This window comes from Streptomyces sp. SudanB5_2050 (assembly GCF_964272335.1).
Classification (GTDB): Bacteria; Actinomycetota; Actinomycetes; order Streptomycetales; family Streptomycetaceae; genus Streptomyces; species Streptomyces rochei.
This window is the reverse complement of the sequence record NZ_OZ186760.1, coordinates 914,676-929,361: the sequence shown is the minus strand read 5'-3', so window position 1 is coordinate 929,361 and position 14,686 is coordinate 914,676. Positions and strand designations below refer to the sequence as shown.

Here is a 14,686-nt window from a genome sequence, read left to right as displayed (position 1 = left end):
CTCACAGCGAACCGCGCCCGTGCAGCGCGTAGTGCTCCATGAGCCGGCCCCTGGTGGCCTCCAGCCGGTGCGCGAGGATCTCGGCCACCGACCGCACCAGCACGATGCCCAGCTGCGGATCCTCCTCGCACAGCGCCTGCACCGCCGCCGCGTCGAACTCGTAGGCGCGCACCGGGCTGAAGGCCTCGGCGCCGAAGTCCCACTCGTAGGGCGGGAAGAGCCAGGACCAGCCCAGCAGGTCGCCCGCCCCGAGACTGGCGACCGTCACCCGCTGCACGGGGGTGACCTCCTGGGTCAGGGACACCGCGCCCGAGCGGATCACCCAGAAGCGGTCGGCCCGGCCACCGGCCTCGAAGATCCGGGCGTCCTCGGGAAAGGAGACCTCCCGGGCGAGTGCCGCCAGGCGTCCGCGCTGCGGCTGGGGGAGTGCGGTCAGCAGTTTGATCGCTTTGGTCATGGCACGGGGCTCCTCGCCGGCGATTCGGTTCCGGGGCTTTCCCTATGCCCATTTCAGTCGCTGTCGGCCCCCGGGGCACCTCGACGGACGGCGGTTCCCGTACGGATTCGGTGCCGGAACCGGGGAGGCGGGCGCGAGGACATGAAAAAGCCCTGGCTGGACGGGGGAAGCCAGCCAGGGCCGTAAGCGGTGACGTACGAAGGACACAGCGTCGACTCCGTCGCCACGTATGGATGAACGCTAAACCATCGCCCTGGAGTTCCGCGAATCCGGACCCGGGGCACGTGACCTGTTTCACTCGCCGGGCACCGGGACGTCACCCCTCCGCGGTGACCCTGATCGTCTCCAGCGCCGGATCGGTCGGGTCCGGCAGGTACATGCCCGCGTCCAGACCGCTGCGCAGATACCGCAGGACCGGCTCGGCGAGCCGCTCGCCCGGCAGCACGGCCGGGATGCCGGGCGGGTAGGGCGTGATCATCTCCGCGGCGACCCGGCCGGCCGCCCGGTCGAGCGGCACGTCCTCGGTCGGCCCGAAGAACGCGTCCCTGGGGAGCGCCACCTGGGGCATCCGCAGCCCGGCCGGCGACGGCACCTCGACGCGCGGCGCGGGGCCGAGGCCCGGGGCGGCGCGTGCCAGATCCTTGAGCGCGGCCAGCAGTTCCCCGGCCGTCTCCCGGTCGTCGGCGTGGGTGATCTGCATGCCGACGCGGCGGTGGTCCGTCAGATGCGCGACCACGCCGCGGTGCTCGCGCAGCCAGTCCGCGGCCTGGTAGCCCGACACACCGAGTCCCTCGATGGCGATGACGACGGGCAGCGGGTCGAAACCGTGGGCCAGTCCCGGCCCGCAGAAGTCGTCCCGGTCGTTCACGTGCATCCCGTCGATCTCCTCGACGGCGGCGCGCACCTCGGCCGCCAGCTCCAGCGCGCCGCCCATCAGCTCCCGGCCGCGCAGCGCCATCTGCCGCCGCCAGCCGTCCAGCCCGGCGAAGATCAGCGAGGAGGGGCTGGTGGTGCCCAGCAGGTCCGCCCGCATGCCGAGCAGTTCCGGCGGCACGAGGTCCCCGCGCAGGTGGAACACCGAGCCCTGCTCCAGACCGCTGCCCATCTTGTGGATGCTGGTCACGCAGATGTCGGCGCCCGCGTCCATCGCCCACGAGGGCAGATCCGGGTGGAAGGGCAGGTGCGCGCCCCACGCCTCGTCCACGATCAGCGGCGCCGACCGCCGGTGGCACACCTCGGCCACGGCGCGCAGGTCGGCGCTGGCGCCGTACGGGGTCGGGCTGGTGATCAGCGCGCCCTTGGCGTCGGGGTGGGCGGCGAAGGCCCGCTCGAACTCCTCGGCCGACGGCGGATGGGCCAGGTGCCGCCGCGCGTCCCAGGACGGCTCCACCCACACCGGCTCGATGCCGGAGAGGATCAGCCCCGACACGACGGACTTGTGGGCGTCCCGGCCGATCAGCAGCTTCTCGTGCGGTCCCGCGACCGCCAGCATCGCCGCCTTCACCGACAGGGAACTCCCGCACGTCGAGAAGAACGTGTGCTCCGCGTGCACCGCGTCGGCCATCAGCTCCTGGGCGCGCTGGAGCACCCGCCCCCGGGTGAGCCGGTCGTCCAGCCCGCCGGTCGCCAGGACGTCGCCGTGGAAGACGGCGTCGCCCAGCACCTCGCGCACCGCCGGGTCGGCCCCGCGCGCCTGCTTGTGGCCGGGCGGCGTGAACGACAGCCGGCCCTCGCTGCGGTACTCGGCGAGGGCTTCCAGAACGGGTGCGCGGGTGTGATCGGCGGCGGTCATGCCCACCCGGTTTCCCGTACCCGGCCCCGCCAATCCGTCCCGCCGGCCCTCACCGGTCGTGCCGTCCGGGAGTCAGTACCTCGTCCAGCACCCGCAGGACGGCCTCGTAGGCCATCGTCCGCACGCCGGCCTCCCGGGCGCCGTCCGGATCGGTCGGCCGCAGTTCCTCGCTCCGGGCCCGCCAGGTCCGTTCCTGTTCCACCGCGCAGGCCCTCGCCCGGTGCAGCCGGCGCAGCAGTTCGTCCGAGTCCACAACATCCGTCATTCCCTCCGCGTACCCCGGCTCGGCGCGCGAATGGCCCCTGGGCCGTCAGGGGGGAGGGAGGTTTGGGGGTACCGGCACAGGTGAGCCGGAAGTAACGGGCATTCCCACCGACCAGGGAGCTGACGGATGAGTGAGAGGCACCCCACCGAACCCGTCGTCGCGCCGCCCCGCCCCGGCCGGCGGCCGTGCGCACCCGCCGAGGCACGCCGCACCGTCGAACGCGTCGTCGCCGAGCGCCGCGGCACCGGAGGCCATCCCTCCTGGGACGCGGACGCCCTGTCGGACGCCCTGCTCGTCGCCTCGGAACTGACCACCAACGCCATCCTGCACGGCGGTGGCATCACGGACTTCCGCGTCGACGTCGTCGGACCCGGCGTCGAACTCTCCGTGAGCGACCGCAGCCACGACCTGCCGGTGGTCGTGCCGCGGACCGACCCCCAGGGCCGGCGCAGTGTGGGCGGCCGGGGCTGGCCGATCGTCTGCCGGCTGGCACGCGACGTACGCGTGGCAGACCTTCCGTCGGGAGGCAAGTGCATCACCGTCGTCGTTCCGCTGTCCTGAGTACTTTTCGAAAAGCGGAGTTTGTTCTCCCGGGGCAGGGGCAGTCGCAAGTTCGTGCTTCGGACCGGAGGCGCAGCAGCGGGAGCGGTATGGCTGCGCGGGCTCTCCGGGTGAGGTGACCCGGCCGGCGCCGTTCCCGCGGAAAGTCCCCCTGAGACCACCGTTCAGGAGCGATCCGCATGCTCATCGAAACACCCACCGTCCGTCCCGCCGCACCGGAGACCACCGAGACCGCAACCCCCGCCGACACCGCAGCCCCCGCCGCCGGCCGTCGCCGGCACGACGACGCCCCCGACACCATGGCCCTCTTCGGCCGCCTGGCCGGCCTGGAGGACGGGCCCGAGCGGGACGCCGTCCGCGACGAACTCGTCACCGCGTGGCTGCCCATGGCCCACCGCATCGCCGGACGTTTCCGCGACCGCGGCGAGTCCATCGAGGACCTGCGCCAGGTCGCCGCGCTCGGCCTGGTGAAGGCCATCGACCGCTTCGACCCGGAGCGCGGCGCCTTCGAGAGCTACGCCGTGCCCACCATCACCGGCGAGGTCAAGCGCCACTTCCGGGACCGGATGTGGGCCCTGCGGGTGCCCCGCCGGGTCCAGGAACTGCGCAACAAGGTGCGGGTGGCGCGACGCGAGCTGACCCAGAGCCCCGGCAGTCCCGAACCCTCGGTGGCCGATCTCGCCGCGCACACCGGGCTGACCGAGGAGGAGGTCAGCGCCGGGATGGAGGCGCTGGAGAGCTTCAGCACCCTGTCGCTGGACGCCGAACTGTCGGCGGGCGACGACGGGTACAGCCTCGCGGACACCCTCGGCGCGGCCGACGCCTCGTTCGACACGGTGATCGACCGGGAGTCCGCCAAGGAGGGCCTGCGCAGGCTGCCCGAACGCGAGCGGGCCATCCTCTACATGCGCTTCTTCGAGGACATGACGCAGAGCCGGATAGCCGACCGCCTGGGCATCTCGCAGATGCACGTCTCGCGGCTGATCAGCCGCAGCTGTGCCCGGGTGCGGGACGAGGCGCTGGGGCAGCGGACGGGCCACCGGGCCACCGGTCGGCCGGTGCGCACCTGCGGGACGACGGCGACGAGGGAGGAACGAGAGGGATGCTGACGCCCCACCCCGCGGTGCTGCGCGGGCTCCTCGACGCGTACGAGGCGGCGGCCCTGGACGAGCCCGTCGACCCCATGGGCGGACCCGGTCCCCGCACCCGCGACCTGGCCTACACGCTGTGCGTGTCGACCGGCACGCGCGAGGTGCGGCACGCCCTGGAGGCCGCGCGACGGCAACTGGCGACCGCTCCGGTCGCGGCACCCCAGGCCGCGGTGGCGGCGGACTGAAACACGAAGAACGGCTGGTCCCGGCTGCCCGCACACCCCTCCGGTGTGCGGGCAGCCGTCGTGCGCGCGGGCGCATGTGGACGCAGGGGGCCCCGTCCGAGGGCCGTCCGAGGGCCGACGAGGCATGCGGGGTCCCGGGCGCGGCGCACGGGGCGGTGGCAGCCCGCGGCGGCAGGTCGGGGGCAGCAGGGGTGGGCAACGGCGTCCGGTGTACGGCGGCAGGCCGTGCGGGCGGCCCGTGACCGGGAGGCGGGTGTGCGGCCCGTCGGCCGGGGCATTCGCTGTCCCGGAGGGGAGGCTCACCATGAACGCACGTGTTCTCGCACAGACCGGCCGAGGCCGGGCCCGCCGGGCCGCGAACGGCTCGACCGCCGAGGGGGCCGCCAGGGCGGGACTCACCGCCCGCGGCGTGATCTACCTGCTGGTCGGCGTCCTGGCCCTGCAGATCGCCTTCGGCACCGGCAACCGGGAGGCCGACCGGGGCGGCGCCCTGGCCGAGCTGGCGGACAAGCCGTTCGGCGCCGTACTGCTGTGGGCGCTGGGCGCCGGGCTCGTCGGCATGGCCCTGTGGCGGCTGTCCGAAGCGCTCTTCGGCGCCACGGGCAAGGACGGCCACACGGCCAAGAAGCGGCTGCCGGCCGCCGCCCGGTGCGTGTTCTACGCGTTCGTCGCCTACTCCGTCCTGGCCTTCGCGGCGGGCTCCGGCGGCGGCGGGTCCAGCGACCGGCAGTCCCGGGACGTCACGGCCAAGGTGATGGAGATGCCCGCCGGGCAGTGGATCGTCGGCCTGGCCGGCGCCGGCATAGTCGTCGCGGGCGTCGTGATCGCCGTGCAGGCGCTGCGCCGCAGCTACCACAAGAAGCTCAAGCTCGGGGAGCTGAGCCCCCGGACCCGGCGGCTGGTCGACGTCACCGGCGTCGGCGGGGGAGCGGCCCGCGGAATCGTCTTCGCCGTGGCGGGCGGCTTCGCCGTACGCGCCGCCGTCGACTACGAACCGGACCGGGCCAAGGGTCTCGACGACACCCTGCGCTCCTTCGCCGAGACCCCGCTCGGGCCCTGGCTGCTGGTCCTCGTCGCCGCCGGACTGGTGCTGTTCGGCGTCTTCTCCTTCGCCCTCGCCCGCTGGCGCAGGGTCTGAGCCGCGCGGAGGGGGGAACACGGGGCGAATGAACGAACACGAGATTCCTCCGCCGGACGGACGGCCCGTGGACGTCTACCTCGATCTCCTGCGCGTGCGCATGGAGAACGACGACTACCAGCTCCTGCTCAGCGTGGTCGAACCGGTCCTCCAGGCCATCGACGAGCACCAGATGCCCACCATCGACTTCTCCCTGGACGGAGACAGCGCCGAGGCGCTGCCGCAGGAGATCAGGGACGAGGCCGCGCTGGTCATCGCCACCGCGGTCACCGGCCGCCTGGACAACGAGGTCGTGGAGATCAGCACCGACGAGACCGGCCCGGTGCGGGTCGTCACCGACGCGGCCACCGCCTCCGACCCCGAGCGCCTCGGCGAGATCGCCGACTACCTCAAGGAACGCCACAGGCAGAACGAGGAACTGCGCGGCATCGCCGAGGCCAGCGGTCTGCCCAGCGACTTCTGACCCTCACCGCCTCGGCGTCGCCACGGACACGCCGAGCGGCCGGGCGAGACCGACCACCGCCTCGTCCAGACGCTCCAGGTGCCGCAGTACGCGCCCGGTGATGCGCCCGTACCGCGGCACCCCGCCCGCCTCGAACTGCAGCAGCGAGGCGATGCTGGGGCCGGTCTCCACCTCGGCGACCGCGTCCTCGTCGGCGACGCGCGCGGCGATCGCCTCGATGTTGCGCACCGTGCGCCGCACCGCCCCGCGCAGCCGCGGGTCCGCCGCGATCGAGGGGTGCGTCGGCAGCAGCTCGGCCGTCGCGGCCAGCGAGCGCGCGTGGTAGGCGCACGTCTCCAGCAGCGCCACCACGTACTGGGCCGTGTTGCGCCGGGCCCGCAGCGGCGTGATCGGATGCGTCAGCGGCTGCGTGGCCGCCCGCAGATCGCCCAGCGCCTGGTCCAGGTCCCGCGCCTTGTCCAGCAGATCGGCCGCCGGCCCGCCGCTGAGCTGGTCCACGGCGCCCTCGGTGACGTCGGTGAGCCGCTCCAGCACCGTACCCAGCAGTTCGTTCGTACGGCGGTCGGTCCGTATCGGCAGCACCAGCGCCGCCGCGACGATCCCGCAGGCCGCGCCGAGCGCCGTCTCCTCGATGCGCAGCAGCAGCACCGACAGGCTGTAGGTGTGCAGCAGGGTGTAGAGCAGCCCCAGCATCGCGGTCACGAAGAACGACATCAGCGTGTAGGACAGCGGCGCCGTGTAGAACATCGCGAAGATCAGCAGCAGCACCAGCCCGAACGCCGTCCAGGTGTGGTTCCCGACCAGGCCGGCCAGCACGATGCCGGCCACCACCCCCAGTACGGTGCCCAGCAGCCGCCGGTAGCCCTTGACCAGGATCTCCCCGGTGGAGGCGGTGTTGATGAAGACGATCCAGCAGGTCAGGACCGCCCAGTACCAGCGCTGCGAGGACAGGAACTCCCCGCCGACGATGGCCAGCGACGATCCCACCGCCACCTGCACCGCGGCGCGCGTGGTCGGCCGCCGCAAGCCGGTCGGCTCGTCCTTCTCCGCGGCCTCCTCACCGGCGTCGATGGCGGCGTCCTCGGCGTCCAGCTCCTCCCGGGACCTGGTGGTCGCCGGGGTGTCGTCGGACTCGTCCTGCGGGCCGTCCAGGGCGATCCTGAGGCCCATCACGGCACGGGCCGCCTCACCGATGCCGCGGAACACGTCCTGGACGGCCGGCGTCGCCTCCGGCAGGTTCTCCTCGTCGCGGTAGCCCAGCAGCCGGTTGCGCAGATGGGACAGCGCGGTCCCGCGCGCCTCCGCGGGCGGCCGCAGCACCAGCGTGCGCAGCGCCCCGAGATCCCGGCGCAGGGTCTCCGTGGCCTCGCCGGGCGCCGGCGAACGGCCCACCGACGGCGCCGGCGCGCCCGGCAGATGAAGGGTCAGGGTGTCCGCACGCTCGGCGCTGCGCGCGGTCAGCAGCAGCAGGCCCAGCCGCTCCGCGGCGATCTCCGCGTCCGCGATGCGCCGCTGCACCAACCGCGCCGTGGACGGGTCCGGAGTGCCGTCCTCCAGCCGGGACTGGATCATCAGCGCCGTCTCGTGCAGGCGTGCGGTGCCGTCCCGCAGGTGCTCCAGCGTCCGGTCGATCTCGTCCGGTCCGGCGTCCAGCAGCTCCGCCTGGGCGGCGAGCAACTGGGCCAGCCGGGCACGGAACGCCTGCCGCAGCCGCTGCAGGACACCCGCGGGTGTCGACGGCACCACGGCGAAGCGCACCACCGCGCTGCACGCGAACGCCACCGCGATGGCGCCCAGCAGCCCCGGCAGCACCGACACGTCGGCGCCGACGAACAGGGAGACGAAGTAGACCTGGAAGCCGATCAGCCCCAGCGCCGTGCCCCGGTCGCCGAACCGGCGCACGAAGACGGCGCAGAAGATCAGGACGACGAAGAAGACGTCACCCAGGACGACCCGCGAGGTGAGCAGCGAGCTGACCGACACCGACGCCAGGGCGACGGGCAGCCCGAGGGCCAGGGTCACCGCCTGCGCGCCCGGCTCCTTCTCCCGGATGGCGAAGGTCGCGACCATCGCCGCCATGGCACCCGCCACCAGATGGGTGACGTCCGCGCCGAACACCGCGAGCACGCCCAGCGCCAGCGCGATGGCGCCGACCGTCCGCAGCCCCGCCGTCAGCCGCAGCAGACCCGGGTCGGACGCGGCGACCCGGTCCCGCAGCCGTGTCCGCACCGAGCGCCCCGCTGCCTTCACGCCGCCGCACACTCTCCCGACTCGCACGCCCGATTCCCGGCCGGTTCGCGCCGAGATCCACTTCTCAGCATGTCATGCCGCGCGTCCGTCCCCACCAGGGGGTCACGGCCGGGCCAGGCCCGCCTCCGCGACGCGTTCGCGCACCTGCTCCGGCGTCAGATAGGCGTCGGTGTACTCGAAGTCCTTCAGCTTGGCCGGCTTGCGGGCCTGGAAGCCGGTGCGCACGAAATCGTCGCCGGCGACCGCGTTCAGCGCCCAGTTGGTGGCCACCCGGGCCTTGGCCACGCCCGTGCGCAGCGCCGACCAGTGGTAGCCGCGGGCCACCGCCTGGGCCGGCAGGCCCTTCAGCTCGACACCGAGCGGCTTGGAGACCGCGTCGGCGCCGCCGAGGTCCACGACGAGCCCCAGGTCCTTGTGGACGTAGGGCCGCATCGGCTGGTTGCGCAGGGTCGCGATGATGTTCTCGGCGACGTGCCGGCCCTGCCGCATGGCGTGCTGCGCGGTCGGCGGGCAGACGGCGCCCTCCTGGCCCTTGGCGAGGTCCGGCACCGCCGCCGAGTCGCCCAGCGCGAACACCCCGTCGTGGTCGGGCAGGCACATCTCGGCGGTGACCGCGAGCCGTCCCTTGACCGTCTCCGCGCCCAGCGTGGCGATCAGCGGGCTCGCGACCACGCCGGCGGTCCAGATCAGCGTGCGGGTGGGCACCACGCGGCCGTCGGTGAAGGTGACCTCCTCGGGGCCGGCCTTCTCGATGGAGACGCCGAGGGAGATCTCGATACCGCGCCGGGTGAGCACCTCCTGGGCGTCCCGGCCGAGCTTCTCGCCCAGCTCCGGCATGAGCTTGGGCGCGATGTCGATGAGGTGCCACTTGATCAGGCCCGGGTCGAGCCGGTTGTAGCGCTTGACGGCCGCGTGCGTCAGCCGCTGCAGACAGGCCGCCGTCTCGGTGCCCGCGTACCCCCCGCCGACCACCACGAACTGCAGTCGCGAGGCGCGCTCCACCGGGTCCTGGCTGGCGTCGGCGAGATCGAGCTGCGCGATCACGTGGTCGCGGATGTACGCGGCCTCCGCCAGCGTCTTCATGCCGAACGCGTGGTCCGTCAGCCCCGGGATGTCGAAGGTGCGGGTGATGCTGCCGGGCGCCAGCACGATGTAGTCGTAGGGCTCGTTGACGATCTGGTCGGTGATGGTGCGCACCACGCACACCTTCGCCTTCAGGTCCACCCCGATGGCACCGCCCGGGATGATCCGGGTGCGGTACTTGCTGCTGCGGCGCAGGGAGAGCGCGATCGACTGGGGCGTCAGCACCCCCGAGGCCACCTGGGGCAGCAGCGGCAGATAGAGCTGATAGGAGAACGGTGTCACCAGGGTGATCTCGGCCTCGCCGGGGGAGAGCCGCCGTTCCAGACGGCGGACGCACTCCACGCCGGCGAAACCTGCGCCGACCACCAGGATCCTGGGTCGTGTCACGGTGTTCATCCCTTTCTGCGGCTCCAGGCGGTCTGCCGCGAACGCCGTTCGCCTGCCCCTGGATCGCTCTTTCGCACCTCGTCGATCCCATCGCGTCCGCGCGGATCCGGCCAGCCGGGCGCGGCAGGCAGGCGACACCTCCTGATCACCACCATGCCCGCCCCGGGCCCGGAGCGCACCGGGCGGGAGTGAACGGAAGGGAACTTTCCGGTGCGCGAGCCGTGCCCGGCCGGGCACCGGGATCAGCGGGCGCCGCGGAAGTGGCAGAGCAGCAGACACACGTCGTCGTCCCGCTCCGAGTCGCTGAGCAGCGGCCGCAGGATGCCGTCCGCCGAACCCTCCAGGTCCGTCTCCAGCGCCGCCGGGCCGAACGAGCCCAGCGCCTCGGCCAGCCGCGCGATCCCCGGGTCTATGCCCCGGGCGCGCCGCTCCACCAGACCGTCCGTGTACAGGGCGAGCGTCGAGCCCGGCGCCAGCGGCACCGTGTGGTCGCGGATCTCCTGCTCCAGCGGAATGCCGAGCATCGCGCCCGGCTTGGCGTCCAGGGTCTGGACCCGCCCGTCGGCAGCGCGCAGCACCGGCGGCGGATGGCCGGCGGCGGCCCAGGTCAGCGTCGGCTCGTCCGGGTGGAAACGGGCGATGACGGCCGTGGCGAACAGATCGGGCTGGAGGTGGTGCAGGAAGGTGTGCAGCCGGGTCAGGAGCCGGCCGGGGCTGCCGTCGTCGACCGCGTAGGCCCGCAGCGCCGTGCGCAGCTGGCTCATCATCACGGCCGCGCGCAGTCCGTGCCCGGTCACGTCGCCGACCACGGCGATCACCCCGCCGTCGGGCTGCCGGAACGCGTCGTACCAGTCACCGCCGATGTTCAGCCCGTGGGTGGCCGGCAGATAGCGCGCGGCCAGGGCGAGACCCGGCGGCGCCGGCAGCTCCGTGAGCAGGGCCCGCTGCAGGGTCTCCGCGATGTCGCGGTTGTGCTGGTAGCGCTGGGCGTGGTCGATGGCGATGCTCGCCCGCCGGGTCAGCTCGACCAGCATCACCGCGTCGTCCGCGTCCCAGCGCTCCCCGGGCGGGGAGAGCGTCACGACGCCCAGCGGCGCCTGCCGGGTCGGCAGCGGGATGCACAGCAGGGGCCGGTCCGGGGACAGCGCCGAGGGCGGCTGGTCGTCGACACCCGGCAGAGCGCCCGGATGCGGGGCCGCGTACTGCGGCCGACCGGTGCGGGCGGCGACCACGGCGGCGGCCGGATGGGCCGGACCGGGCCGGTCGCCGTCCTGTTCGAACAGCCAGACGTCGACGGTGGCGGCGTACTCGGGCACCAGCAGCTCCGGCAGCCGGCGCACGATCTCGTGGTGGTCGAGCGAGGCGGTGAGCACCGCGCTGGCGTCCGCCAGGAAGGTCAGCCGGCGACGGGCGTTCTCCGCCTCCGTGCGCGCCTTGCGCTCGGCGGCGAACGCCTCGCGCTGGGCCCGCCCGGCGGCGTCCAGCTCGGCGTGCAGCGCCACCACGCCCTGGTTGGTCTGCTGCAGCTCCTCGCGGTGGAACTCGACCAGGTTCTCCTGCTCGGTGAGCCGGTCCAGGACTAGGGCCGTGTCCTCGTCGGCTCCCAGCAGGGCCTCCGCCAGAGCGGCCGGATCGTCCACCGCGACGTCCGCGTCGGTGCCCGGCACCGCCTCCGGGCAGGGCACCGTGACCCGCCACGGCGGCTGACCGGCCGCCGCGGCGTCGGGCGAGGGCGTGACGACCGCGTGCAGCACGCCGCGGCCCGCCTCCGCCCCGGCGGCGGGGGACGCCGTGCCCGTCTCCAGCGTGAGCCGCCAGGTGCCGCCCTTGGTCAGGCACAGCCGCAGCTGCGCGCTGAGCGAGGCCACCAGCCGGGTGCGCTCCAGTGCCGGCACGCCGTAGGCCGCGGCCAGGCGCGCGGTGGCGATGCGCGCCCGCGCCGCGTCGGTGATGTCGGTGATCTGCCAGCTCCGGGTCATGGTCCGTCCGGCGGGGTCGAGGCCAGTACGACCACGGCGGTGTCGTCCCGTACCGGGCGCGCCGGGCTGCTGGCGTCCCGGACCGTCACGGCGGCCGTCACCGCCGGGTCGACGTCCGTGCGGCAGGTGTCGGCCGTCGGGGTCCAGCGGCTCGGCAGGCCGTCACTGTGCAGGACCAGCACCCGGTCGTGCGACCAGGCCGTCTCCTCCTCACGCAGGGTGGTGGGCCGGTGGGTGCCGACGATGCCGGGCCGGGACACCAGGTGGCGCCAGGTGCCCTCCACGCACAGCCGCGCCCCGATGTTGCCGACGCCCGCGAACCGGAGCGTCGCGGCCCGGGTGTCGACCTGGGCCACCGCCACGGCCGCGCCGCGGGTCCCCGACAGCGCGGTGTCCAGCCGCCGCAGCGCCTCCGCGGGCGGGAGGTGGGCGGCGCCGCGCAGCGCCTCCACCGCGGCGCCGGAGGCGTGGGCGGCCTGCGGACCGTGTCCCAGCCCGTCGGCCAGCATCAGGGTGACGCGGTCACCGGCCCGCACCCACGCCCAGGCGTCGCCCGAATACTCCGCGCCCCCGAACGGCACGTTCACCGCGCCGGCCCGGACCCGGACCGCCGGGCCCCGCTCGCGGGCGGCGACCGCGCGCACCGGGCCGATCCGGGCGACCACGACCGTCCCCTGGCCGGGGACGCTGCGCAGGTCGAAGTCGTCCGCCAGACGGGCGCAGGTGCCCAGACCCGCGCCGAGGGAGCCCGTCGTGGTGAAGCCGTCGCCGAGCGCGGCGGACACGTCGGCGATCCCGGGACCGTGGTCGACGGTCGCGACCTGCACGAGCAGGTTCGTCTCCCGGCCGGCCTCGAGGACGGCGGGGGCGACGACGTCGATGAGGACCTGCCCGCCCCCGGCGTGCTTGAGCAGATTGGTGGCCAGCTCGGTCGCCACCAGCGCCGCGGTGGCGGTGCGCTGCTCGTCCAGTCCGGCCATCGACGCCGCGTGCTCCGCGGCGACCCGGGCGTCGCGCACCCGGGTCGAGTCGTGCACCGGTACGTCCCACACGCGCGGCATCAGGACTCCTCACGGGGGCGGGGGGCCCGGCCCACCCAGGAGGTGACCCGCACGGTGGTGCCCGCCCCCGGACGGCTCTCGATGGCGAAGTCGTGCACCAGGCGCCGGGCCCCGCCGAGCCCCATGCCCAGCCCGCCGCCCGAGGTGAACCCGTCGCTGAGGGCCTGGTCCAGGTCCGCGATGCCCGGCCCCTCGTCGCTGAAGGTCAGCCGCAGCCCCTGGGCGCCGCCCTCGGAGACGGGCTCGGTCTCCATCGTCCCGCCACCGCCGTACACGAGCGTGTTGCGGGCCAGTTCGCTGGCCGCCGTGACCAGCTTGGTCTGGTCCACCAGACCGAAGCCGAGCTGCGCGGCCGCCTGCCGCACGTGCTGACGTACCCACACCAGATCCATGTCCGAACGGATCGGCAGGCGGGCCTGCGCGCCCGCGGCGGTGTGCATCACAGACTCTCCCGGCGCAGGCCGCCGTAGCGGGACGACGGCGCGTGCTCCGTGAGCAGCGCCATGGCCACCTCGGTGCTGAGCGCGGTGTGCACCCCCGGCAGTGTCAGGCCCAGCTCGACCAGGGTGATCGCCACCGCCGGCCGCATGCCGACCACCACCGTCCGCGCGGCCAGCAGCTCGGTCTGCCCGGCGATCTCGGCCAGCACCCGGCCGAGGAAGGAGTCGACGATCTCCACACCGGAGATGTCGATGATCACACCGGTGGCCCCGCTGCGGGAGATGGTCTCCGCGAGGTCCTGCTGGAGCTGCTGGGCCGTGCTGTCGTACAGGTCTCCCTGGAGGGTGACCAGCAGCACCTCGCCGAGCCGCAGGACCGGGACATGACCCGTCGCGGGCCCTCCGTGAGGCCCCGGGAACGCCTGGCTCACCGCGTGACCGTTCCGTTCGCCCCGGGGGTCACGATCCCGACCCCGAGCTGGTGCAGCACGTATCCCAGCGCGTCGGCGAGGCTCGACCGGGTCACCACGGTGCCCAGGTCCAGGCCGAGGTGGACCATGGTCTGCGCGATCGCGGGCCGGATGCCCGACACGATGCACTCGGCGCCCATGAGCCGGGCCGCCGCGACCGTCTTCATCAGGTGCTGGGCCACCAGCGAGTCCACGGTCGGGACACCGGTGATGTCCAGGATCGCGTACCGCGCCTGCTGCTCGACGATGGACTCCAGCAGCGTCTCCATCACGACCTGGCTGCGGGCGCTGTCCAGCGTGCCGATGAGCGGAACGGCCACGATGCCGTCCCAGAGCTTGATCACCGGAGTCGCCACCTCCAGCAGCTGCAGCCGCTGGCGGTCGATGAGCGCCTGGCCCTCGCTGAGCGCCGTCTGCATCACCACGACCCGCAGGGTGCCCATCAGCACGCTCAGCGTGGTGACGCAGTCCCGGACGTGGGTGTCCGTCGCCTCCTGGAGGTCGGACAGCAGAAGGTTCTCCACGGGCGGGCGGAGCGTGGCCAGTTCACTGGAGACCTGCGCGGTGCTCAGCCCCGCCCGGGAACGGGCCGCGCCCATCCGCGCCAACTGCTCGCGCACCGCCGTGAAACCGGCGGCGTCCGGGTCCTCGACCCGTCCCGCGTCGGCGACTTGGGCCAGCGCGTCCACCACGGCCTTGCCCGCTTCCACCGCCTCGTCGCGCGAGACGGTGAACACGGCCCGGAACAAGGGCTCGTCCGCCCAGCGCTGGGCGATCTGCTCACGGCGGCGCCGCAGAAAGTCCCTGACCTCGTGCGTCGGCGATCCCGCCATGGACTCCGCCTGATCCGGCACCTGTCCCACTCCTCATCCGCGTTGCGCCGCACCGCCCCGGAAGGGGCCGTGACGGCGACGTGTCTCTGCCGGGCGTCAACTGTATCCACCCGTCGACCTCGTACGACACCTGCTCCCGGGGAGCGGTCCGGATGAGCGCCGAGCAGGACG

At 73.8% G+C, this 14,686-nt stretch carries 15 protein-coding genes; 5 read left to right on the top strand and 10 right to left on the bottom strand.

The genetic code is table 11. The annotated features are described in order from the left end of the window. Position 1 precedes the first annotated feature (1 nt). The 3 genes from ACFZP7_RS03885 to ACFZP7_RS03875 all read right to left on the bottom strand — a co-directional run bounded on the left by ACFZP7_RS03885 (position 2) and on the right by ACFZP7_RS03875 (position 2,514). Positions 2 to 457 (bottom strand): cyclic nucleotide-binding domain-containing protein, encoded by a 456-nt coding sequence (locus ACFZP7_RS03885; protein ID WP_385633849.1) that lies wholly within the window; start codon positions 455 to 457, stop codon positions 2 to 4. Positions 458 to 773: 316 nt separating this feature from the next. After that, on the bottom strand, positions 774 to 2,249 hold the full coding sequence (locus tag ACFZP7_RS03880) for an aminotransferase class I/II-fold pyridoxal phosphate-dependent enzyme (protein ID WP_385633848.1): 1,476 nt from the start codon (positions 2,247 to 2,249) through the stop codon (positions 774 to 776). A 49-nt stretch (positions 2,250 to 2,298) separates the two neighbouring features. Beyond that, the gene (locus tag ACFZP7_RS03875; RefSeq protein ID WP_029393762.1) at positions 2,299 to 2,514 is read right to left on the bottom strand and encodes a hypothetical protein; all 216 of its coding nucleotides are present in this window, start codon (positions 2,512 to 2,514) and stop codon (positions 2,299 to 2,301) included. A gap of 126 nt (positions 2,515 to 2,640) precedes the next feature. On the opposite strand from ACFZP7_RS03875, the gene ACFZP7_RS03870 reads away from it, so the two are divergent. From ACFZP7_RS03870 to ACFZP7_RS03850, 5 genes are all read left to right on the top strand, one after another. Next, complete coding sequence (locus ACFZP7_RS03870; RefSeq protein WP_046250917.1) at positions 2,641 to 3,075, top strand: ATP-binding protein; 435 nt, start codon at positions 2,641 to 2,643, stop codon at positions 3,073 to 3,075. 179 nt (positions 3,076 to 3,254) lie between these two features. After that, on the top strand, positions 3,255 to 4,184 hold the full coding sequence (locus ACFZP7_RS03865; protein WP_031021144.1) for a SigB/SigF/SigG family RNA polymerase sigma factor: 930 nt from the start codon (positions 3,255 to 3,257) through the stop codon (positions 4,182 to 4,184). Then, positions 4,178 to 4,411 (top strand): DUF5133 domain-containing protein, encoded by a 234-nt coding sequence (locus tag ACFZP7_RS03860; RefSeq protein WP_019327342.1) that lies wholly within the window; start codon positions 4,178 to 4,180, stop codon positions 4,409 to 4,411. The genes ACFZP7_RS03865 and ACFZP7_RS03860 overlap by 7 nt, the downstream gene beginning before the upstream one ends. A gap of 304 nt (positions 4,412 to 4,715) precedes the next feature. Further along, positions 4,716 to 5,549 carry a DUF1206 domain-containing protein gene (locus tag ACFZP7_RS03855; protein WP_019327343.1) on the top strand — a complete coding sequence of 278 codons (834 nt, stop codon included), beginning with the start codon at positions 4,716 to 4,718 and terminating at the stop codon, positions 5,547 to 5,549. A 28-nt stretch (positions 5,550 to 5,577) separates the two neighbouring features. Continuing rightward, entirely contained in the window at positions 5,578 to 6,012 is a 435-nt protein-coding gene (locus ACFZP7_RS03850; protein WP_109203539.1) for a hypothetical protein, read from the top strand. A 3-nt stretch (positions 6,013 to 6,015) separates the two neighbouring features. On the opposite strand, the gene ACFZP7_RS03845 is transcribed toward ACFZP7_RS03850, so the two are convergent. The 7 genes from ACFZP7_RS03845 to ACFZP7_RS03815 form a co-directional block, all read right to left on the bottom strand. Further along, positions 6,016 to 8,262 carry an FUSC family protein gene (locus ACFZP7_RS03845; RefSeq protein ID WP_031021148.1) on the bottom strand — a complete coding sequence of 749 codons (2,247 nt, stop codon included), beginning with the start codon at positions 8,260 to 8,262 and terminating at the stop codon, positions 6,016 to 6,018. A 102-nt stretch (positions 8,263 to 8,364) separates the two neighbouring features. Beyond that, positions 8,365 to 9,741: an NAD(P)/FAD-dependent oxidoreductase gene (locus ACFZP7_RS03840; protein WP_019327346.1), complete on the bottom strand. Its 1,377-nt coding sequence runs from the start codon at positions 9,739 to 9,741 to the stop codon at positions 8,365 to 8,367. A 233-nt stretch (positions 9,742 to 9,974) separates the two neighbouring features. After that, positions 9,975 to 11,711 carry a PP2C family protein-serine/threonine phosphatase gene (locus tag ACFZP7_RS03835; protein WP_086877393.1) on the bottom strand — a complete coding sequence of 579 codons (1,737 nt, stop codon included), beginning with the start codon at positions 11,709 to 11,711 and terminating at the stop codon, positions 9,975 to 9,977. Further along, a complete protein-coding gene (locus ACFZP7_RS03830) occupies positions 11,708 to 12,772 on the bottom strand; it encodes a SpoIIE family protein phosphatase (RefSeq protein ID WP_385633847.1) in 1,065 nt (354 codons plus the stop codon). The genes ACFZP7_RS03835 and ACFZP7_RS03830 overlap by 4 nt, the downstream gene beginning before the upstream one ends. Continuing rightward, entirely contained in the window at positions 12,772 to 13,212 is a 441-nt protein-coding gene (locus ACFZP7_RS03825) for an anti-sigma regulatory factor (RefSeq protein WP_030976600.1), read from the bottom strand. The genes ACFZP7_RS03830 and ACFZP7_RS03825 overlap by 1 nt, the downstream gene beginning before the upstream one ends. Further along, complete coding sequence (locus tag ACFZP7_RS03820; protein WP_109203542.1) at positions 13,212 to 13,643, bottom strand: STAS domain-containing protein; 432 nt, start codon at positions 13,641 to 13,643, stop codon at positions 13,212 to 13,214. The genes ACFZP7_RS03825 and ACFZP7_RS03820 overlap by 1 nt, the downstream gene beginning before the upstream one ends. After that, complete coding sequence (locus ACFZP7_RS03815; RefSeq protein ID WP_086877397.1) at positions 13,640 to 14,536, bottom strand: STAS domain-containing protein; 897 nt, start codon at positions 14,534 to 14,536, stop codon at positions 13,640 to 13,642. The genes ACFZP7_RS03820 and ACFZP7_RS03815 overlap by 4 nt, the downstream gene beginning before the upstream one ends. Positions 14,537 to 14,686 lie beyond the last annotated feature (150 nt).